Annotated in this window: 17 protein-coding genes; 9 read left to right on the top strand and 8 right to left on the bottom strand. The window is 37.6% G+C overall.

Annotated elements, in window-relative coordinates; translation table 11 throughout:
- Positions 1–142: 142 nt before the first annotated feature.
- From HHL23_RS16465 to HHL23_RS16455, 3 genes are all read right to left on the bottom strand, one after another.
- Positions 143–1,771, bottom strand: coding sequence for a SusD/RagB family nutrient-binding outer membrane lipoprotein (locus tag HHL23_RS16465; RefSeq protein WP_169235881.1), 1,629 nt, complete (start codon positions 1,769–1,771; stop codon positions 143–145).
- 12 nt (positions 1,772–1,783) lie between these two features.
- Complete coding sequence (locus HHL23_RS16460; protein WP_185194885.1) at positions 1,784–4,681, bottom strand: SusC/RagA family TonB-linked outer membrane protein; 2,898 nt, start codon at positions 4,679–4,681, stop codon at positions 1,784–1,786.
- A 418-nt stretch (positions 4,682–5,099) separates the two neighbouring features.
- Positions 5,100–5,978, bottom strand: coding sequence for an AraC family transcriptional regulator (locus tag HHL23_RS16455; protein ID WP_169235880.1), 879 nt, complete (start codon positions 5,976–5,978; stop codon positions 5,100–5,102).
- Positions 5,979–6,234: 256 nt separating this feature from the next.
- Between HHL23_RS16455 and HHL23_RS16450 the strand changes: the two genes are divergently transcribed.
- The 6 genes from HHL23_RS16450 (at position 6,235) to fabF (ending at position 11,432) form a co-directional block, all read left to right on the top strand.
- Positions 6,235–7,101, top strand: a complete 867-nt coding sequence (locus tag HHL23_RS16450) for a helix-turn-helix domain-containing protein (RefSeq protein ID WP_169235879.1) — start codon at positions 6,235–6,237, stop codon at positions 7,099–7,101.
- An 87-nt stretch (positions 7,102–7,188) separates the two neighbouring features.
- A complete protein-coding gene (locus tag HHL23_RS16445; protein WP_169235878.1) occupies positions 7,189–7,605 on the top strand; it encodes an OsmC family protein in 417 nt (138 codons plus the stop codon).
- A 262-nt stretch (positions 7,606–7,867) separates the two neighbouring features.
- Positions 7,868–8,473, top strand: coding sequence for a TetR/AcrR family transcriptional regulator (locus tag HHL23_RS16440; RefSeq protein ID WP_169235877.1), 606 nt, complete (start codon positions 7,868–7,870; stop codon positions 8,471–8,473).
- A 10-nt stretch (positions 8,474–8,483) separates the two neighbouring features.
- Positions 8,484–9,752: an acetyl-CoA C-acetyltransferase gene (locus HHL23_RS16435; protein ID WP_169235876.1), complete on the top strand. Its 1,269-nt coding sequence runs from the start codon at positions 8,484–8,486 to the stop codon at positions 9,750–9,752.
- Between the two features lie 10 nt (positions 9,753–9,762).
- Positions 9,763–10,188 carry a PaaI family thioesterase gene (locus HHL23_RS16430; RefSeq protein WP_169235875.1) on the top strand — a complete coding sequence of 142 codons (426 nt, stop codon included), beginning with the start codon at positions 9,763–9,765 and terminating at the stop codon, positions 10,186–10,188.
- Positions 10,189–10,190: 2 nt separating this feature from the next.
- A complete protein-coding gene (gene fabF / locus HHL23_RS16425; protein WP_169235874.1) occupies positions 10,191–11,432 on the top strand; it encodes a beta-ketoacyl-ACP synthase II in 1,242 nt (413 codons plus the stop codon).
- Positions 11,433–11,658: 226 nt separating this feature from the next.
- Here the strand turns inward: fabF and HHL23_RS16420 are convergent, their stop codons facing one another.
- From HHL23_RS16420 to msrB, 3 genes are all read right to left on the bottom strand, one after another.
- Positions 11,659–12,039, bottom strand: coding sequence for a cupin domain-containing protein (locus tag HHL23_RS16420; RefSeq protein ID WP_169235873.1), 381 nt, complete (start codon positions 12,037–12,039; stop codon positions 11,659–11,661).
- Between the two features lie 35 nt (positions 12,040–12,074).
- Positions 12,075–12,830, bottom strand: a complete 756-nt coding sequence (locus tag HHL23_RS16415; RefSeq protein ID WP_169235872.1) for a murein L,D-transpeptidase catalytic domain family protein — start codon at positions 12,828–12,830, stop codon at positions 12,075–12,077.
- Between the two features lie 128 nt (positions 12,831–12,958).
- Positions 12,959–13,405, bottom strand: a complete 447-nt coding sequence (msrB, locus tag HHL23_RS16410; protein WP_169235871.1) for a peptide-methionine (R)-S-oxide reductase MsrB — start codon at positions 13,403–13,405, stop codon at positions 12,959–12,961.
- A 315-nt stretch (positions 13,406–13,720) separates the two neighbouring features.
- On the opposite strand from msrB, the gene HHL23_RS16405 reads away from it, so the two are divergent.
- On the top strand, positions 13,721–14,965 hold the full coding sequence (locus HHL23_RS16405; RefSeq protein WP_169235895.1) for a DUF445 domain-containing protein: 1,245 nt from the start codon (positions 13,721–13,723) through the stop codon (positions 14,963–14,965).
- A gap of 19 nt (positions 14,966–14,984) precedes the next feature.
- Positions 14,985–15,872 (top strand): hypothetical protein, encoded by an 888-nt coding sequence (locus HHL23_RS16400; protein ID WP_169235870.1) that lies wholly within the window; start codon positions 14,985–14,987, stop codon positions 15,870–15,872.
- A 30-nt stretch (positions 15,873–15,902) separates the two neighbouring features.
- On the opposite strand, the gene HHL23_RS16395 is transcribed toward HHL23_RS16400, so the two are convergent.
- A complete protein-coding gene (locus HHL23_RS16395; protein WP_169235869.1) occupies positions 15,903–16,940 on the bottom strand; it encodes a quinone-dependent dihydroorotate dehydrogenase in 1,038 nt (345 codons plus the stop codon).
- A 226-nt stretch (positions 16,941–17,166) separates the two neighbouring features.
- Positions 17,167–17,862: a pseudouridine synthase gene (locus tag HHL23_RS16390; protein ID WP_169235868.1), complete on the bottom strand. Its 696-nt coding sequence runs from the start codon at positions 17,860–17,862 to the stop codon at positions 17,167–17,169.
- A gap of 229 nt (positions 17,863–18,091) precedes the next feature.
- Between HHL23_RS16390 and HHL23_RS16385 the strand changes: the two genes are divergently transcribed.
- Entirely contained in the window at positions 18,092–19,633 is a 1,542-nt protein-coding gene (locus HHL23_RS16385; RefSeq protein ID WP_169235867.1) for a glycine--tRNA ligase, read from the top strand.
- Positions 19,634–19,637 lie beyond the last annotated feature (4 nt).

Below are 19,637 nucleotides of genomic sequence, written 5' to 3'. Positions count from 1 at the left end.
TCATTCCGGATTGAAACGAAACTAAAATTGAAGAATTATGAAACTAACGGTGTAAGATTTCTCCTTCCGGAATAAAAAAACCAAATTAAATCTGACTTTTGAGATGGCCTCTATATCTTTATCTTTGATCTGCTTAAAATTATTACTTTTTATCCCACCATAGTTTGGTTCCTCCGGTATCGGTTCCTCCAATATACTGTAAGGCCTGGGCATAATTCAGTGTATTATTTCGATATTTGGTTGGAATCGGGATTCTTCTGATCATGGCATCGGTACTGATCGTTCCCTGGCTGTCATTCAACACATTTTTAAATATGATAGGATAACCGGTTCTTCTCTGTTCTGCCCATGCTTCGGATCCGTCAGGATAAATAGCAATCCATTTTTGAGTCATGATCCTTTCTAATTTTCTTTCAAAAGAATCACCTTCATTCCATTTGATGGTAATGGTGCTAAGCATCGGGCTCCCTGTGAGAATACTGTTTGAAGCATTTTTAGTGTCAATATAGGGAGCTTCTTTGGAGACTGCATCAGCCACATAAGTTGCATAGGCTGAACTTTTGCCCCATTCTGCAAATGATATCTCTATTCCTTTGTTATAATTGGTTCCTGCATCTCCTGCTCCGGCATAGCCTCTGATGGCAGCTTCTGCTTTAAGAAACCATATTTCTGCGGCTGTAAAGACTTTATTTTTCCCATTGCTTACGGAGAAATAATCTCCACCTGCTGCAGCAGCTATAGGTTGGGAAAAGTCTCCATAACGATCCTTACTTCCACCCATATCAACACCCTGTCTCACTCCGATATACTGTCCTGCTACAGAAGCGTCAGTGGCAGGTTTAGCATAAGCGGATCTTCTCGGGTCATTAAAACCATTCATAAATGTCATTAATGGTGCACCTATCTTACAATCCCCCCAGGAATAGATAATATCGCTAAGAGGAGAGGCTCCTCCATAATTAATCAATGCATTTGTTGAGTTTTCATCAATAAACCCGACAGGAGAAGCTAAAGCCTGTTCCGCATAAAGTCTTGATTTAGCAGGATCAGCATAGCTAATTCTCATGGCAAATCTTAATTTTAAAGAATTAGCAAGCTTTGCCCAATTAGCCAGACTTCCACCATATATAAGATCTGATTTACTGATGACCGCTTTATCTTCTACACTAGGTGTTTGTTGCAGATCTGAAATAGCAGAAGTAAGATCTGTGATGAAATTGTTATAAGCTTCTTGCTGGGAATCAAAATCTGTTATCCCCGTTGCAGGATCTGGTGTTTCAAATTTGCTGTAAATAATGGGTCCGTGTGCATCTGAAACTTTGCTTGCCGAAATTACTCTCAGAATTTTTGCAAGAGCAAGTGATGCCTTAAAATTGATCCCCGGATAATTTTTTTGGATTACTATATTCATCGTTTTTGATTTATCAAAAACGTCTTCCAACTGCGTCATCATGATTCTTTCATTCCAGTTGTCCATGATGAAATAAGTGGTATTATTTCTTCCCCCATTGTAAGGAGTAGCCGTACTGAACAAACCACTGTACATGTCTGCGTTAAGATTGGTCTGCAGCTGATAAATCCAGTTGGTAGAACTCTGCTGATTTCTCTGCATCAATTTTAATGGGTTTACAATCTGGGTAAAATCTGCGTTGAAATTTTCAGGTCCGCCAATGTATTCCTGATTATAATTATCAAATTCATCCGTGCAACTTAGAGCAGAAAACAGCATAAATGCGCTGAATGATATCGTTTTAATAGATGATATTTTCATTGTTCTTAAAAATTAGAAGTTAGCTTTTAATGATAAACCGATAGATCTGGTAATTGGCATTCCAAACATATCAATTCCTACACCTCCGGGATTCACTCCGGACACCTGTTCCGGATCAAATGGAGCATTTTTATATAAGAAGAATAGATTGCTTCCTATTAAACTTACGGTAGCATTTTCCATATATTTTGACTTTATATCAAAGGTATATGAAATCGAAGCCTGCCTTAGACGTACTGCTGTTGCTTTATACATATATGGCTCATCAATAGATCCCGACACTTTTGAATAATATTTTTCCGCGTCGGTTAGTCCGTTATATGGAGTTCCATTTTCATACACTGCATTTGGAATGGATACTCCTCCATTATCACGGGCATCTGCACTAGCCTTACTTACACCATATTGGTCGTTCTTAGCCTGAGTATAGCCCAATACTTTTCCTCCGAATTTACCATCAATAAGGAAACTGATTCCTAATTTTCCAATATTGAATGAGTTGTTGAAACCAATAATAAATTTAGGATTCGGATTCCCGAGATATTGCACCTGGTTTTCATCTCTTAATGGAACGCCATCAGCATCCACAATAATTCTACCTTCGCCGTCTCTCTTGAATACTGATCCGTAGATATCTCCAAATGACCCTCCTACTTTTAATCTGTTGTATCCTCCGCCTGTAAGTACGAAAGTTTTATCACTTGACAGCTTTAAACTGGAAGGAAATAACTCTTTAATTATATTTTTATTTGCCGATGCATTGACAGTCGTTGTCCATCCAAATTTCTCTCCACCGAATACTTTATAGGATAAACTGGATTCGAAACCTTTGTTCTGAATCTTGCCCGCATTAATATCAAATCTTCCTGTTCCAAATCCTAAATTAGAAGAGATTTCAATGGCCTGCAATAGCTGGTTGGATACGATCGAGTTATAATAGGTAATATCAAAACTTAAACGATTATCGAAAAGCCTTAACTCTGTTCCTGCTTCAAAAGTTTCATTCAGTTCAGGTTTAGGGAAAAGTTCTGGAAAGGCTGGATTAGTAACAGGAGACGAAGCAGGATTGATAACAGTCCCTGCATTGACCTGATAGATTTGTGAGCCCGTCAGAAAAGCAGGAGGTAAACCCATACCCACTTTAGCATAGGAACCTCTTATTTTCCAGAAATTGATAGGCTTTGGAAGATTAAAAATTTCTGACAGGATGGCATTTACTCCAACGGATTCATAATCAAAAGAGTTCTGGCTTGCACTGGACAAACTGGAGTCCCAGTCATTTCTAAAGGTAAAATCAAGGTATAAGAGTTTTTTATATCCAATATTAGCACTTGCAAAAAAAGACTGAACCTGTTTTTTTGTACTGTACTGCAGATAGCTTATACCATTCCCGTTCTGCCCCGGCCACTGTAAATTATTCTGTGTAAATAGATTAGGCACTACTAAAAGATTATTTTCAATGCTGCTTGATGTGTATCTTTGTGTATTAATACTTCCCCCCACAGTAAAATCCAAAGAAATATCATCCGTAATTTTCGGACTTCCAATCAATAAGGCATCACCGTAAGTGGATGAGCTCTCTACAACATCTTTATAAAGCTTACCATTATCATTTCCACCCAGTAGTACAGGTAAAGAATAAACGGCAACATTACGTTGGCTATCTGATGTTGTATAGCTGTAATTACCTCTTACTCTTGCAGATAACCATGGATTGATCTGATAACTCAATGTTGCTGCACTGTAAAGGTTTTTATTCTTTGTTGTAACAGGGTTTTGATTAAGGATCCAATACGGGTTTTGAGATTCTACACTAAAACTTCCGTCCGGTTTTATGGCCCACCAGTTTTGAGCAGGAAGCAATCTGTTACTATTTAAATAAGAATAATTGGAACCACTGAATTGATCAAAATCAATCCCTCTTGGCAACCAGTATAAATTGACCAATGGTGAGTAGTAAGAACCCGGAGTCAGTCTGTTTTTACTGTTTTGTAAAGAGCCCATGAAGTTGGCATCTAAAGTCAGTTTATCATCCAGAAATTTACTTGAATTCCTGAAATTAATATTATACTGATCAAATACTGATGTCGGGATAATTCCCTTATTGGTTGTATTTCCTATAGAGATGAAATTGTTGGATTTTTCATTTCCTGACTGAAATGAAACGTTGTTAACCCATGTGGTTCCTGTCTGTAAGAAATCTTTAAGATAATCTTTTGAAGCTCCTTTTGTTCCCCAGCTCTGCTGAGAACCCGTTTGTCCTGCAGCCGGGTCATAAGGAATACTCTGCAGATAACTGTATTGCAGTTTAGGAAGACTATATGCCTTATCAAGAGTTAAACTGGTAGTATATGATAATTTACTTTTTCCTGCTTTTCCTTTTTTCGTCACAATCAAAACGGCTCCGTTTCCTCCTGCTGAACCATACAATGCTGCAGCTGAAGCACCTTTCAGAAAATTGATGCTTTCAATATCTTCCGGATTAATGGTACTCAACACATCACCTGTATCAGGCATCGATGCATAAAAGTCAACATTGGGCCCTTTCGTATTATTAATGATAGGAATACCGTCAATCACATATAATGGCTGGCTGTTCCTCGTTGATTTATCACCTCTCATAACAACCCTTACCGATCCTCCAACACCTCCATTGGTCTTATTGATCTGTACGTTGGAAACCTTTCCGTTGATTGAATTCAAAAGATTGGGGGTTTTTACTTCTGTAAGCTCATCCCCGCCGATCTGTTGGCTGGAAAATGTCAAAGATCGTACCTGCCTTTTTATTCCCAAGGAAGTAACAACCACCTCTTCTATTTTGGTTGTTTTAGCAGTATCTGCCTTTTTAGTCTCCTGTGCGTAGACAGATAAAGAAATAGCTAATAAAACCGGTATAACAGTTTTTCTCATAAGGTTTAGTTTTATTAAGATTTATTTGAGAATCATGCACATCACTCTAAATGATATTTACCCTATAAAACATTATTTATCTTCTTTTTTCTTCAACATTATGTTCTAATTGTGCTAAATAATTAAAGTTTTGTTAAGATTTAATTCATATTAGCAAATCTAAATTTTGTTTATAGCCAGATATAATGCTATTTTATCATAAAACGATATTATTTTTTCAGGCGTTTTTCAAGAACAGCATTTACACGCTGATTTGCAGCACTGTACCTCGATTTCAAACTTTAAGTTTTTCATTAATTCAGGTAACATTTTTTTAACACTTTTTGACGAAAACATATCGAATTTCATCAAAAAAAGATCCGGATAAAGCTATCCGGATCTTGAGAATATAAAATGTATTTCCTTAATTTAAAATGGGTTACTCTATTTTTTTTACCCCTTTAAAAAGTTCTTTAAATTCAGTAGGTGTAGTTTTTTTGATGGATTTAAAAACTTTGTTGAAATTGGCGATATTGTTAAATCCAGCTTCAAAAGCAGTCTCAAAAACGGTCAGATTTTTTTCCATCAACCACCGGGCAGCATAGCTGATCCTTATTTCATTCAGATAATTCACAAAAGTTTTACCCGTTCTTTTCTTGATGAATCTGTTGAAGGTCACACTGCTCATATTGATAAGCGAAGCCGCGTCATGGAGTGTTATTTTGTTTTCAAAATTCTTATGGACAAAATCATGGACGATCTTCATTCTGTCATTATCTGCAAAGGTTTCAAGCTCTATACTGTAGGATGATAAAAGCGTTTTATTTTCGGCAATGGCCAATTCATTAAGAATCTTCATGATCTCGATGAAAGATTCAAAGCTGTTCATTTTTGATAGGTTGAGAAAGGAGTCTTTCACTTTTTCAGCGGTTTCCTGCGAAAATAAAATGCCCCGAATCGAGTCCTTCATCAGGTTGCTAATGGGTTTCAGAATATTTTTATCCATCATAGACTGGTTAAAAAAATCCTGATTGAACTGCACCGTTATCTCATGGGTCTTTCGGTTTTTGCATTTATAATTTGCCCAGCAGTGTGGCAAATTCGGACCTACCAACACCAATTCGATGTCACCTATCTCTCCTGTGTGGTCGCCGATCATGCGCCGGTATCCCTTTCCCTTAATGATAAAATTGATCTCGATCTCCGGATGATAATGATAGGGGAAATCGAAGGATGCTTTTATCCTGTCAAATACAAGAAAACTGTCCTCGGGAGATAATGGAGTTATTTCTCTCAAAATATTTTCTAGCTTGCTCATTTAATCTTTGAAGAAGTTAAAGTTATCATTCAATACGGTACTTTTTGCAAAATTGATAAAAAACCAATCAACTAATATATAATTTTTATTTTTTCTCTGTTTTCAATTAAAAAAGTGAAACGAAAATTGAAAATCACCCCTACAATGGATAATAGAAACCTTATGGATCCTCTAAAATCATATGTATAAGAAACAGGTTTTATTTATTAATACTCCCCAAACCTTCTTTTTTGTATCTTTAGACTAAAGTAATTGTATGCAGAAGCAGCTTATTTTTGAAGATCACTATAAAAAACTTGGCCTTGAAATGTTCTCCGAAGACAATCTGGGGGTAATCAACGGAAATCAATTCAGATATGACATTAAAATCCTTTTCATTCCGGAAGGCTATGCACTTACCGTAGATTTTAATCATTATAAAGTCTCAAAACCCTCCCTGTTCTTTCTTACCAGCCAGCACCTAAAGATAGAAAAAGCAAAAGAGGAAGCTACACTGCTCTATTATAACCGTGATTTCTACTGCATCCAGATTCATGATAAAGAAGTTGCATGCGACGGACTTCTTTTTCACAATGTTTTTGAAATTCCTTTTGTAGAACTTAATGATACAGAAAGTGCTGACATTAAAAATTTATTTCAACATATAAAAAATGAACTGGAATGGAAAGATTCTTCTGCTGAAGAAATGATCAGAACCTATGTAAAACAGATCATCATCCGCGCTACCAGAAACTGGAAAAAGCAGCATCTGAATAATGACACCATCAAAATTCCCGGCAGCGAGCTGGATGTTTTCAGGGACTTCAGCAGGTATCTGGAAATTCATTTCAGAGAAAAACACAATGTGGCAGATTATGCGGAGCTTCTTCATATCGCCCCGAAAACACTAACACATAAGTTTAAAAGTCTAAATATAGACTCTCCGAATCAGTTGATTATAAACAGAATTCTGCTTGAAGCCAAAAGACTGCTTTTTTATACAGATAAACCCGTTAAAGAAATCGCCTACGATCTTGGCTATGAAGATCCTGCCTATTTCAATCGGCTTTTCACCAACAAAACAGGAAACACACCATCAAATTTTAAGAAAAACTACTCGTCGGGAAAAAAGTACAATATTTAAGTCTTTTTATCTATTGAATCCGGCAGACAACCACTATATCTTTGTATCATCAAAATCAATATATTAAAACAACAAAAAGCAAACATTATGAGACGTAACGCAACAGCCGTTTGGAACGGTAACATCAAAGAAGGTAACGGACATTTAACAACACAAAGTACTACTTTAAACGAAACTCAGTATTCTTTCAACAGCCGATTTGCTGATGGAGTGGGAACCAACCCAGAAGAATTGCTGGCAGCAGCACACGCAGGATGCTTCACCATGAAACTAAGCGCAGAACTTTCCCAGGCAGGGTTCACTCCTGAAGAATTAAAAACAACATCTGTGATCACCCTTGATCCAAGTATTGGAAAAATCACAAAATCTGAACTGACTTTAACCGCAAAAGTTCCGGGACTTTCAGAAGAAGAATTCCAGAAATTTGCTAAAATAGCTGAAGAAGGGTGCCCTGTAAGCGCAGCTTTCAATTTTGAAATTACTTTGAATGCTACTTTAGCTTAATGATATTCAAATTTATTTACTGAACCATTAAGGCTTTTTAAAGAATTAAGGAAAGTTAAGAGAATATCAAATGATATTTTAAAGCAGAATGTCTTATGACCGCCTGCAGATTCTTAATTATTCTTCTCCACTAAAAAACCTTAATGGTTTAATATTTTATACCAGGCAGATTTCCACTGTGAAATGAGGAAAGTGAATGTCCTTAAAATAAAATATACCAATCGGTATATTTTTGTATATTTGTATTGAAATTAACCCATACATGTCAAAAGCAGAAAAGACCAAACAATTCATTATTGAGAAGACGGCTTCTTTGTTTAATACCAAAGGGTATATGTCTACCTCTTTATCTGATATCACAGAGGCAACAGGCCTTACCAAAGGCAGCATCTACGGAAATTTCGAAAACAAAGATGAAGTGGCGCTTGAGGTATACAAATACAACTCCAGCCTATTATCTAAAAACATGGCCCGGTCTTTAGGTGAAGAATTCCCCACTACGATAGATAAATTAAACGCTTTTGTCAATTTTTACCGGAAAAACTGGAAAGCCGTGTTTAAAAACGGAGGATGTCCCCTAATGAATGCAGCTACTGAATCTGATGATACGTTCCCCAGTCTAAAAAAACAGGTTACCCAATCTTTTGAAGGTTGGATCAAAAAGATAGCATCGGTAATTACAGATGGACAGGAAAACGGAGAAATACACTCCAATATAGATGCTGATGAATATGGATCTCTGTTCATTATGCTTATTGAAGGCGGAATACTACTTTCCAAAACAACGGAGGACGAAAAGTATCTACACCTGGCCCTAGACAGAATAATATTCATGATCGATAAAGAATTAAACATACTTTCCTCATAAATTTTTCAATATGGAAACAAAAAAAGTGGCTATTGTAGGATACAGCAGAATTCCTTTCGCAAGAATCAATACAGCTTATGCAGACCTAGATAATCAGGAACTTTTGGAAGCTGCACTCAACGGATTGATCAGCAAATACCGTTTACAGGGGAAACTTCTGGGTGAAGTAGCCGGCGGGGCTGTTATCAAACACATTTCTGAGAGCAACCTCATCAGGGAATCTGTGATGAACACCTCTCTTGACCCGGCTACGCCTGCATGCGATCTTCAGCAGGCTTGTGATACCGGAATTGAAGCAGCGGTTTATATTGGAAATAAAATTGCCCTGGGACAAATTGAAAGTGGCATTGCCTGTGGGGTGGAAGCTATGAGTAATATCCCTTTTGAATCTGCGCCAAGATTAAGAAAAGCGCTACTAAAAGCCAATAAAGAAAAATCAGCCTTCGGAAAACTGAAACAGCTCTTAACCCCAAAACTGAAAGACTGGATGCCGATTCCTTATAAAGGACAGGAGCCGAAAACAGGCTTGGTGATGGGCGGACATACAGAAATTACCGCAAAATACTACGAAATCTCCCGTGAGGAACAGGATGAATTAACCTTAAAAAGCCACCAGAATATGGCCAAAGCTTATGATGAAGGATTTTTTGATGATATGATCATTCCAGCTTTCGGCTTAGATAAAGACAATAATCTACGAAGAGATACCAGCATTGAAAAGCTTTCCCAGCTGAAACCTGCTTTTGATAAAGAGAACGGAACTTTGACAGCCGGAAATTCAACACCTTTTACAGACGGCGCCTCAGCGGTCTTAATGGGAAGTGAAGAATGGGCGAATGCTAATGGGCTTCCTATTTTAGCCTATGTTACCTTTTCAGAAGTAGCAGGAATCGAGTATGTAGAAAATAAGCACAATTTACTTCTTGCACCCGTTTTCGCAGCAGACAGAATGCTTAGAAAAGCAGGCATGAGCCTGGAAGACTTTGATTATTATGAAATTCATGAAGCGTTTGCCGCCCAAGTTCTTGCTACCATCAAAATCTGGGAAAATGATGATCTGGCGAAAAAATTCGGTCTGGAAAAAGCATTGGGCAAAATTGACAGAGATAAACTGAATGTAAAAGGCGGAAGTCTCGCAGTAGCCCACCCTTTTGCCGCAACAGGTGGTAGAATTATTGGTACACTGGCAAAACTGCTCCATGAAAAAAGAAGCGGAAAAGGTTTCATCTCTATTTGTGCCGCACGCGGACAGGGTGTAACGATGATTTTAGAAAAATAAAACAGAAAATATGAACAGATTAGCACAACTTCAGCAATTCATCGGAAAGGAATTTGACCAGTCACCATCACCTTTTATGAAATGGCTCAACCCTATTGTTCTTTCTGTAGAAGAAGGACATCTGGAGTTTCAGTATACCGTAAGACCGGAATGGCTTAATCCCATTGGAAATCTTCATGGCGGTGTAACAGCAGCCATTGTTGACGACATCATTGGGGCCACTATGTTCTCTCTGAACGAAAATTCTTTCATAACTACCATTAATAATGTGATCGATTATTTTTCAACTGCAAAAGAAAATGATAATATTGTAGCCGAAACGAAAATTTTAAAAAGAGGGCGGCAGTTTGTCAATGCGCAATGCGAAATATGGAACGCAGACAAAACAAGACTGATTGCCAGGGGAACCTCCAATCTATTCAAAATTAATAACTAGATATGAAAAGAGTTGTCATTACAGGACTGGGCGCGGTGACGCCTTTGGGGAACAATGTCGAAGATTTTTGGCAAAATTGTATTAACGGTGTCAGCGGAGCAGATTTAATTACCCATTTTGATTCAGAAAAATTTAAAGTACACTTCGCCTGTGAAGTGAAAAATTTTGATCCGAAAGTTCATCTGACCCACAATGAAATAAAAAGAAGCGATCTGTTTTCACAATATGCAATGTATGCTTCCACCGAAGCAATTCAGGATTCAGGACTGGAATTTGAAAAAATGGATCCGTTTGATACCGGCGTGATCTGGGGAACCGGACAGGGCGGCATGATCACATTTGAAACTGAGGTCATGAATTTTTCAGAAGGTGACGGAACACCGAAATTCAACCCTTTTTTTGTTCCTAAGTTTATTGCCAATATGGCGTCAGGAATGATCTCTATGAAGTTTGGCCTTAAGGGCATCAATTATACAACCATTTCGGCGTGTGCAACAGGAAATACCGCTTTGATGGACGCCTTTAATTATATCCGTCTTGGAAAAGCAAAGGTAATTATCAGCGGAGGTTCTGAAGCAGCAATCACACCCGCTTCTGTCGGTGGTTTCTCCATTATGAAAGCCATGTCTACCAGAAATGATGATTTCGCCACAGCAAGCCGTCCTTATGACGCAGACAGAGACGGTTTTGTGATGGGTGAAGGGGCAGGCGCTTTGGTTCTTGAAGAATATGAGCACGCCAAAGCAAGAGGGGCAAAAATTTATGCTGAACTTGGAGGCGCTGCAATGACTGCTGATGCCTACCACATGACTGCACCACATCCGGACGGAATCAGTGCCATTAAAGCCATGCAGCTGGCCATGAAAGAAGCAGGAGCTAATATGGAAGACATTGATTATCTAAATCCACACGCTACTTCTACTCCGCTTGGAGATCTGGTAGAATTAAAAGCCATCAGTAATATCTTTAGGGGAAGTAAAAACCTTGACATCAGTGCTACAAAGTCTATGACCGGGCATTTATTGGGTGCTGCAGGAGCTGCTGAAGCCATCCTTTCTATCAAAGCGATAGAAAAAGGAATTATTCCTCCCACGATCAATCTTCACAGTATAGATGAAAATATTCCGAAAGATGTGAATATCATTTTTGGAGAAGCTAAAGAAAAGGAAATCAACTTTGCGTTAAGCAATGCTTTCGGGTTCGGAGGCCATAATGCGACTTTGGTTTTCAAGAAGTTTAAATAATCTTCAATGATTCAATCCCTGTGGCTGTCTGGTGCAGGGATTTTCTATTTTTCTCTTGCAGATTGCACTAATCCGGCAGTCTTTGATGTTATTTTTTAATCTATAGGAATAAAATCAATGATGATTCATGTTTTTTGTGGTTAAAAAAAAGCAGCCAAAAATTGACTGCTTTCATATTGTAACCTCTTTGTAAGACGCTTTTTACTTTCTTTACAATAGCAATTCTCTATTCTGAATCCTGTATAAAAAAATCATCAGCACCATCTGCAATTGGAATATATAACCTTTCCCATTCCTGGCCTTTTATAATTTCCCAGGAATGTCCCTCTCCTTCCACATCTTCTGCCAAAAGAATGATTCCCGGTTCGATCTGAAATGTAGAGCCATTGCTTACTTTAAACAGGATATTCCCTTTTAAGGTTACCACATATTGTCTTCGCGGCGCAGTGTGCTTCTTTTTCTCCCATTCTTCAGTGACCGTACTTGCCCAAAAAGTTGTTGTATTCATAGGCTTCAAAGTCGGGATTTTTCCCGTCTCGAAGGTACTTGTCCCATCAGGGTGACTGAACAATCTTATGGCAGAAATAAACGCACTCGTATTTTTCAAACTAGCATTATTTTTTTATACAATTATTAATCAAATTAAGATCTTAACCATTCTGAGGAAGAAAGATACTTCTGATCGGGATAATAGATGAAAAGGCAGTTTCGTCCTTTTATGGTATTAATGATCGGCTGTGTCAATGCTTTCGGTACTGCGGGACATCCCCAGCTTCTTCCGATTCTTTTGTGCATTGATGCAAATTCATCGCTTACATAATCTGCTCCGTGCATCACGATCGCTCTTCTGTACGCTGCATCATTAAAACCTTTATCCATACCCAACAATTTCAAAGAATATCCGTTGTCTCCCTGGTAAGTGGCATCCGTGATATAAAATCCCAAACTGCTCTGCAGCGAACTTTCCGTGTTAGAAAAATTCGCAGCAAATTCTTCGCCTGTATTTTTTCCGTGTGCTACCAGTGAATTGAACAGTACCTTTTTCTCATTGGTATCAATCACCCAAAGTCTTTTGGTGTTTGAGGACATAGAAAAATCGCAGATAGTTAATAAATGCGAATCTTGGTTCAGCAATCCTGCTTTTTTTAAATTTTCAAATCCTGTCAATGCTTTTGAGAAAACCTCATAATTCAATTCATGTTCAGGATCAAAGGGAATTGATTTGTACAATTCTTCTGATGAAGATGCTTTTCCAGCGGTCTTCTCAGATTTCGTGTCTGCTACTTTTTCAATTTTTGATGTGTTGACATTCTCACTCTTTACTGCCTTTGCCGGCGAAAGATAGAATGAAGTCGTGACCATGTAAACCAGGCCTAATACACTATAAATTCCTCTCATTCAATAATATTAAATTCCAAATTAGTGAGGCAAAATTATAAAAACATAACTGTCAGACAGTTATAACTCTACAAAGTTTAACGCTATTTAAGAAACTTTAACGTCTTGATTATGTGAATTAAAGAGGCTTATTTTTCAGAATCTCCAACAAATTCCAGGCTCACGGAATTCATACAATAGCGTAGTCCGGTAGGCTTTGGACCGTCATCAAAAACATGCCCCAGATGAGAATCACATCGTTTACAGAGCACTTCTACTCTTTCCATTCCATACGCAGTATCTTTTTTGTAATAAACCCCTTCTTTATCTGCTTCAAAAAAGCTTGGCCATCCGCAACTACTGGAAAATTTTGAGGTAGATCGAAATAAGTGATTACCACAAACGGCACAGTAATAGTCCCCGATTTCATCAAATTCATTATATTTTCCTGTAAACGCTCTTTCTGTAGCCGCTTCTCTGGATATAGCATATAAGTCGGGAGCCAGGATCTTTTTCCACTCATCATTGGAGATGTCAAGTTTTGTGGTGTCGGTTCTTGAATAGTATGGATTGTTTTTTGCTTCTTTATTTTCCATAGGAACAGTTTTAATAGGCTACAACTTCTGCGGACGGGCCTGCAGAATGATTAATAATAATGAAAGTTAAAAATTTCATGATGAGTTTTACTTTTAATTAAACCACAAAAGGAGCAAAAATTTTTAAACACTTCAGTTGATATAAAGTTTAAAATCATAATGTTGAAAAAGACCACATTAGTTAGCTGAAAATCTTCGATTTACGTTGTAATAATCTTTTAAAAGTATTTTTTGAACTAAACCTTAATCTCCCTTCTCTTTTGTTGTTTAATTTTTAAAACAAATCTCATGATCAAATTTAGTAAATTTGAGAATATGAATGATGAAGCAAAAAGAAAACAGCTGAGAAAATATAAAGCATTTGCCACGGGATTATTTGTCCTGATGGCCATTATCTTTATAGCCACCACCTTACTTCAAAAATCTAATCCCTCCCATTGGGTCGGATATGTACGGGCTTTTTCCGAGGCAGCCATGATAGGTGCTTTGGCAGACTGGTTCGCGGTAACGGCCCTGTTCCGGCATCCGCTTGGACTTCCGATTCCGCATACCAATCTGATTGAAAACAGTAAACAGAGGCTGGGAGACAATCTTGGTAGTTTTGTGGTAAGTAATTTTCTTTCTCCACAAAATATCCGTCCTTACATCCAAAAGATTAAAATTTCAAACTTCGTTGGAGAATGGCTCGCCAAAGAAAAGAGCCAGGAAATTCTGATCAGAAACCTGTCAGACATTGTTCTCGACATTCTCAATAAGCTGGATGACACTTCTGTAAGCCAGTTTATCAGCAAAAAAGTGTCTGAAATGACAGATGACATCAAGCTCAATAAAGTCGTTGGAAACGGCATCAGTTATATCCTTGAAAAAAATGATCATCAGAGGATTGTTACCAATCTTTCCAAACAGATCAAAGAATATATCATCGAAAATGATGAAATGATCAAAGAGCGGGTAGAAAAAGGAAGCTATTCTTTTATTCCTTCTTTTGTTGACCATAAGATTGCCAATAAAATTACCAGCGGACTTGCCGACTTTTTTAAAGAAATTGAGGAAGATTCGCAGCATGAAATCCGAAACCTCATTACCCAAAAGATCTATGAATTTTCTACGGACCTGAAAGAAGATCCGAAATGGGATGATGAATTTAAAACCATTAAAAACGGCCTTCTTAAAAATGATAAACTGGATGAGTATTCCAGCGATATCTGGACCTCCATCAAGAAAACATTGATGAAAGAACTTCAGGATGACCAGTCTTCTTTAAAAGGCTATCTTACTAAAAACCTGAATGAATTTTCACAAAATTTAAAAACAGACGAAAACCTTCAGAATAAGATCGATCACTGGGTAAGAGTGACCGCTTACAAATATATCCTTAAAAACACCCACCAGTTTGGAAACCTCATCAGTTCTACCGTAGGAAACTGGCAGGGTAAAGAGCTGAGCGAAAAAATGGAACTGGAAGTAGGGAAAGATCTTCAGTTTATCCGGGTGAACGGAACCCTGGTAGGTGGACTCGTCGGGCTGATTATCTACACCATCGCCAATTTCTTCCTCTAAAAGCTACTCACAACCAACCATGAAAAAACTATTAATTGTCTTATTTCTCTCTCTTTTTACGTTCTGTTATTGTCAGAAAGTTGACCTAAAAGAAGTGACAGATTCCTCGCAAATCTTCAAGGGTGAAATTGCAGGAATACCGATCACCATGCAACTGTATTATGCAGGAATTGCCGACTGTAGCTTGTATCAATATTTTGTAGACGGGTGGTATTATTACGATAAATATCAGAAAAAAATACCATTGACCGGCATTTATGATTACGGAAAACTGTCTCTATATTATTTTGGAAACAAACAGAAGCAAAGCTCTAAACTGTTTAAAACCCAGATTACTTCACCTCAACAAGTAGAAAAAACTGCTGAAATTGCGGAAGCATTGGCGCCCAAAGAATATATCATTTTTGAACCGAGTGATCTTAAAGGAAATTCTATTACAGGAAATTTTTACTTAAATAAAAAAGCTCAACCTGCTCAGCTGTTTACCGGCAATGATATGATTTATCGTTTTAATAATTATCTTACATTACCCAACAATAAAAAGATCAATACTTTTGATTTCATTAATAAACATGGAGGGAACCAACTAATTTCTTACGCTTCAGGAGAAAATGGGAACCGCATTCTGTTATATTTTGAACATTCATCCAACTTTAATGCCTGTGGCAGATGTGGTGCCAGTGAAGGGGAAAAGGGCTATAGGGTCTTATATTTTACCAAAGACTGGAATTATAAAAATTACGAAGAATTTCTCACGGAAAGCTGTCTTGAAAACATTTACGATACTGTAGAGTCAAAATCTAAAGACCGAAAAACATTACAATTTAAAGTGGGTAAGACAGCATCTTCCCCAGCTTACACTTTTACCGTTGACACTAAAAATGCCTCTGTTGTGAAATCCAAATAAAAAAGAGAGCCTTACGCTCTCTTTCATTTTTTATCTTGGAAGCCTGCTGGCTCTCTTTAACAGTTCTTTATTGATCTCATTGATCAGTTCCGGACCTTCATAGATAAATCCGGTGTAAAGCTGTACCAGACTTGCTCCTGCATCCAGTTTCTCGATAGCATCTTTTGCAGAATGTATTCCGCCCACCCCAATAATCGGGAAAGCTCTGTTGCTTTTATCGGATAGGTATTTGATCATTTTTGTACTTCTTTCGCGGATAGGTTTTCCACTCAACCCGCCATTTCCTATCTGTTCTAAAACTTCAGGAGAGGTTTTCAGTCCTTTCCGGTTGACAGAGGTATTAGAAACAATTACTCCGTCAATTTTTGTCTCTGCAATCAGTTCAACAATTTCGTCTAACTGACTGTTGTTAAGATCCGGAGCAATTTTGAGTAATATGGGTTTCTGTACAGATTTTAATTGGTTGATTTTCTTTACTTCTGTAATCAGCTCACGCAGATAGTCTACATCTTCCAGCTTGGCGTGGCTTCCCACATTCGGGCAGCTGACATTCAGTACAAAGTAATCTACATGAGGATGAAGACCTTCAAAACAATCCAGATAATCCTGAGTATAATTTTCCGGGGTTGTATCGGTGTTTTTTCCGATGTTTCCTCCAATGATTATTTTTCCTTTATTGCCCTTCAGTTTTTCTATGGCAGCTTCAAGACCATCGTTGTTGAAGCCCATTCTGTTGATGATTCCTCCATCTTCAATTAAACGGAACAGTCTTTTCTTAGGATTTCCGACCTGTGCTTTTGGAGTTACAGTTCCAATTTCTACAAATCCGAAACCAAGATCTCCCAACTCGTTGAACAAGACGGCATTTTTATCAAAACCGGCAGCCAACCCTACAGGATTTTTAAATTTCAATCCGAAAACTTCTCTTTCCAGACGTTTATCTTCAATAGGTTTAGGGAAAAATAATTGAGTAAGAAATCCAAAATTCTTTAGCACCGAAAAAGTAAAGTGATGAACATCTTCGGGATCAAATTTGAAAAGAATAGGTCGAATGATACTTTTGTACATTGAAAAAAAGTTTTACAAAAATACTTAATTTAAAATTAATGGTCGGTTAACCTATGATATATTATTAAAAAATGTTTTATAAACACTATCTATAAAACACAACGATATGTAAAATCAGAGATATTTTTTAACGCAAAAGATTTATCTGAGTGCGGGTATATACTACTCATATCCTTGTCAAGGTTTGAAACCTTGACAAGGATATTTCTTAGACTTTGCGTTTAAATTAAGAATACAATTTCAAATCGAAATTCAGAATATCTCCTACTCTTTTGAACTCGTCATCTATAGTAGCATTTACCGTAATTCTTTCGTTAGAAATAGGATGATTAAAAATCAATTGATGGGCGTGAAGCGTCATTTTGTTGATGCCAAATGTTTGAAGCCACAATTTATTCTGTTTATTGCAACCGTGCTTACGACAGCCTAAAATCGGATGTAAAATATGCTTAAAATGCTTTCTCAACTGATGAAATCTACCTGTTTCAGGAATGGCTTCTACTAAACAATATCTTGAAGTCTGATGTTTTAAAAATGGTAAATCTATTTCCGAAGTCTGCAAACGACGATAGTAAGTAACTGCATTTTGCTTGACTTCATTTTCATTAATCAAGTCGTAATCGATTGTTTCTTCTTCCTTTGTCCAACCACGAAGAATGGCTATGTATTTCTTTTCGACTTCTCGTGATGCAAAACGGTCGCTCATAATTCTAAGCGTTTCTTTATCTAGAGTGAACAACAAAACACCAGAAGTTTTTCGGTCTAACCGATGTACAGGATAAACTTTTCGCCCAATTTGGTTTCTTAATTCCTGAATAGCATAAGTATCTGCTTCTCCTGCATAAAAAGATTTATGAACCAGTAATCCGCTGGGTTTGTTGATGGCAATAAGATGCTCGTCACGATAAAGAATTTCTAACATGGGGCAAAAGTAGAAATTTTCCGATGATTTAGCCCTGATTGAACGGCATGTTTGAGCTCATTTTATTGGATTAGGCGCGGCGGCTCCGCCGCCGCGCCTAATCCAATAAAATAGCGAGTAGAGAAAGCAGGTTCCTGGCTTCTAATTTTCTACATTATAAAAACTTCCATCTTCCCGCTTCCATCTTCCTACATTTTCACTATTTTTGCACATCAGACGTAAAAAAATTATGGCAAAGCAAGAAGATGTTTTCAAGAAAGTGATTTCTCACGCTAAAGAATATGGTTTTATTTTTCCTTCCAGTGAGATCTATGACGGTTTATCCGCTGTTTATGATTATGGACAGAATGGTGCCGAATTAAAAAACAATATCAAACAGTATTGGTGGAAAGCCATGGTACAGCTTAACGAAAATATTGTGGGTATTGACTCGGCGATCCTTATGCACCCTACCACATGGAAGGCATCAGGCCACGTAGACGCTTTCAACGATCCATTGATTGACAATAAAGATTCTAAAAAACGTTTCAGAGCAGATGTTTTAGTGGAAGATTACTGTTTGAAAATTGAAGATAAAGAGAATAAAGAAATCGAAAAGGCAGCGAAAAGATTTGGTGATTCTTTTGACAAAGCTCAATTTGTAGCGACGAATCCAAAAATTCTGGAATACCGTGCCAAAAGAGAGGCTATTCTTTCAAGACTGGCAAAATCTCTGGAAAATGAGGATCTTGCTGATGTAAAAGCATTAATCGAAGAATTAGAAATTGCTGATCCTGATACAGGTTCTAAAAACTGGACGGAGGTAAGACAGTTCAACCTGATGTTCGGAACTAAGCTTGGAGCTTCTGCAGACAGTGCGATGGATCTTTATTTAAGACCAGAAACGGCTCAGGGTATCTTTGTTAACTTCCTGAATGTTCAGAAAACGTCACGTCACAGACTTCCTTTCGGTATTGCACAAATCGGTAAGGCATTCAGAAATGAGATCGTTGCAAGACAGTTTATCTTCAGAATGCGTGAATTTGAACAAATGGAAATGCAGTTTTTTGTAGCTCCGGGAACTGAACTTGAGTTCTACGAGCAGTGGAAAACAAAACGTCTGAACTGGCACCTTGCTTTAGGTTTAGGGAATGACAACTACAGATTCCATGATCATGAGAAATTAGCTCACTATGCGAATGCAGCGGCTGATATTGAATTTAACTTCCCATTTGGTTTCAAAGAACTGGAAGGAATTCACTCGAGAACGGATTTCGATTTAAAAGCTCATGAAGAATTCTCAGGAAGAAAACTTCAGTTCTTCGATCCGGAAAGAAACGAAAACTACGTACCTTATGTAGTGGAAACTTCTGTAGGTTTAGACAGATTGTTCCTTTCGATCTTCTCACACTGTCTTAAAGACGAAGTACTGGAAGACGGTTCAGAAAGAACAGTTTTATCTCTACCACCAGCATTGGCGCCAATTAAAGCTGCTATTCTTCCTTTAATGAAAAAAGACGGTCTGGCTGAATACGCAGAAAAGATCTTCAACGACCTGAAATATGATTTCAACTTATTCTACGAAGAAAAAGATGCCATCGGAAAACGTTACAGAAGACAGGATGCCATCGGTACGCCTTACTGTATCACGATCGACCACGATTCTCTAACGGATCATACGGTAACGATAAGAGACAGAGATACAATGCAGCAGGAAAGAGTTCCTGTTTCTGAATTAAGAAGAATCATCGACGAGAAAACGAACTTCAGAAATTTACTTTCTAAACTATAGATTA

The sequence above is a fragment of the Chryseobacterium antibioticum genome (assembly GCF_012927325.1).
Classification (GTDB): domain Bacteria; phylum Bacteroidota; class Bacteroidia; order Flavobacteriales; family Weeksellaceae; genus Chryseobacterium; species Chryseobacterium antibioticum.
This window is presented reverse-complemented; position numbering and strand designations above follow the sequence as displayed.

Excerpts from the sequence above, each read along its gene's own strand:
- HHL23_RS16465 (WP_169235881.1), bottom strand. The coding sequence starts at position 1,771 with ATGAAAATATCATCTATTAAAACGATATCATTCAGCGCATTTATGCTG.
- HHL23_RS16460 (WP_185194885.1), bottom strand. The coding sequence starts at position 4,681 with ATGAGAAAAACTGTTATACCGGTTTTATTAGCTATTTCTTTATCTGTC.
- HHL23_RS16455 (WP_169235880.1), bottom strand. The coding sequence starts at position 5,978 with ATGAGCAAGCTAGAAAATATTTTGAGAGAAATAACTCCATTATCTCCC.
- HHL23_RS16450 (WP_169235879.1), top strand. The coding sequence starts at position 6,235 with ATGCAGAAGCAGCTTATTTTTGAAGATCACTATAAAAAACTTGGCCTT.
- HHL23_RS16445 (WP_169235878.1), top strand. The coding sequence starts at position 7,189 with ATGAGACGTAACGCAACAGCCGTTTGGAACGGTAACATCAAAGAAGGT.
- HHL23_RS16440 (WP_169235877.1), top strand. The coding sequence starts at position 7,868 with ATGTCAAAAGCAGAAAAGACCAAACAATTCATTATTGAGAAGACGGCT.
- HHL23_RS16435 (WP_169235876.1), top strand. The coding sequence starts at position 8,484 with ATGGAAACAAAAAAAGTGGCTATTGTAGGATACAGCAGAATTCCTTTC.
- HHL23_RS16430 (WP_169235875.1), top strand. The coding sequence starts at position 9,763 with ATGAACAGATTAGCACAACTTCAGCAATTCATCGGAAAGGAATTTGAC.
- fabF (WP_169235874.1), top strand. The coding sequence starts at position 10,191 with ATGAAAAGAGTTGTCATTACAGGACTGGGCGCGGTGACGCCTTTGGGG.
- HHL23_RS16415 (WP_169235872.1), bottom strand. The coding sequence starts at position 12,830 with ATGAGAGGAATTTATAGTGTATTAGGCCTGGTTTACATGGTCACGACT.
- msrB (WP_169235871.1), bottom strand. The coding sequence starts at position 13,405 with ATGGAAAATAAAGAAGCAAAAAACAATCCATACTATTCAAGAACCGAC.
- HHL23_RS16405 (WP_169235895.1), top strand. The coding sequence starts at position 13,721 with ATGAATGATGAAGCAAAAAGAAAACAGCTGAGAAAATATAAAGCATTT.
- HHL23_RS16400 (WP_169235870.1), top strand. The coding sequence starts at position 14,985 with ATGAAAAAACTATTAATTGTCTTATTTCTCTCTCTTTTTACGTTCTGT.
- HHL23_RS16395 (WP_169235869.1), bottom strand. The coding sequence starts at position 16,940 with ATGTACAAAAGTATCATTCGACCTATTCTTTTCAAATTTGATCCCGAA.
- HHL23_RS16390 (WP_169235868.1), bottom strand. The coding sequence starts at position 17,862 with ATGTTAGAAATTCTTTATCGTGACGAGCATCTTATTGCCATCAACAAA.
- HHL23_RS16385 (WP_169235867.1), top strand. The coding sequence starts at position 18,092 with ATGGCAAAGCAAGAAGATGTTTTCAAGAAAGTGATTTCTCACGCTAAA.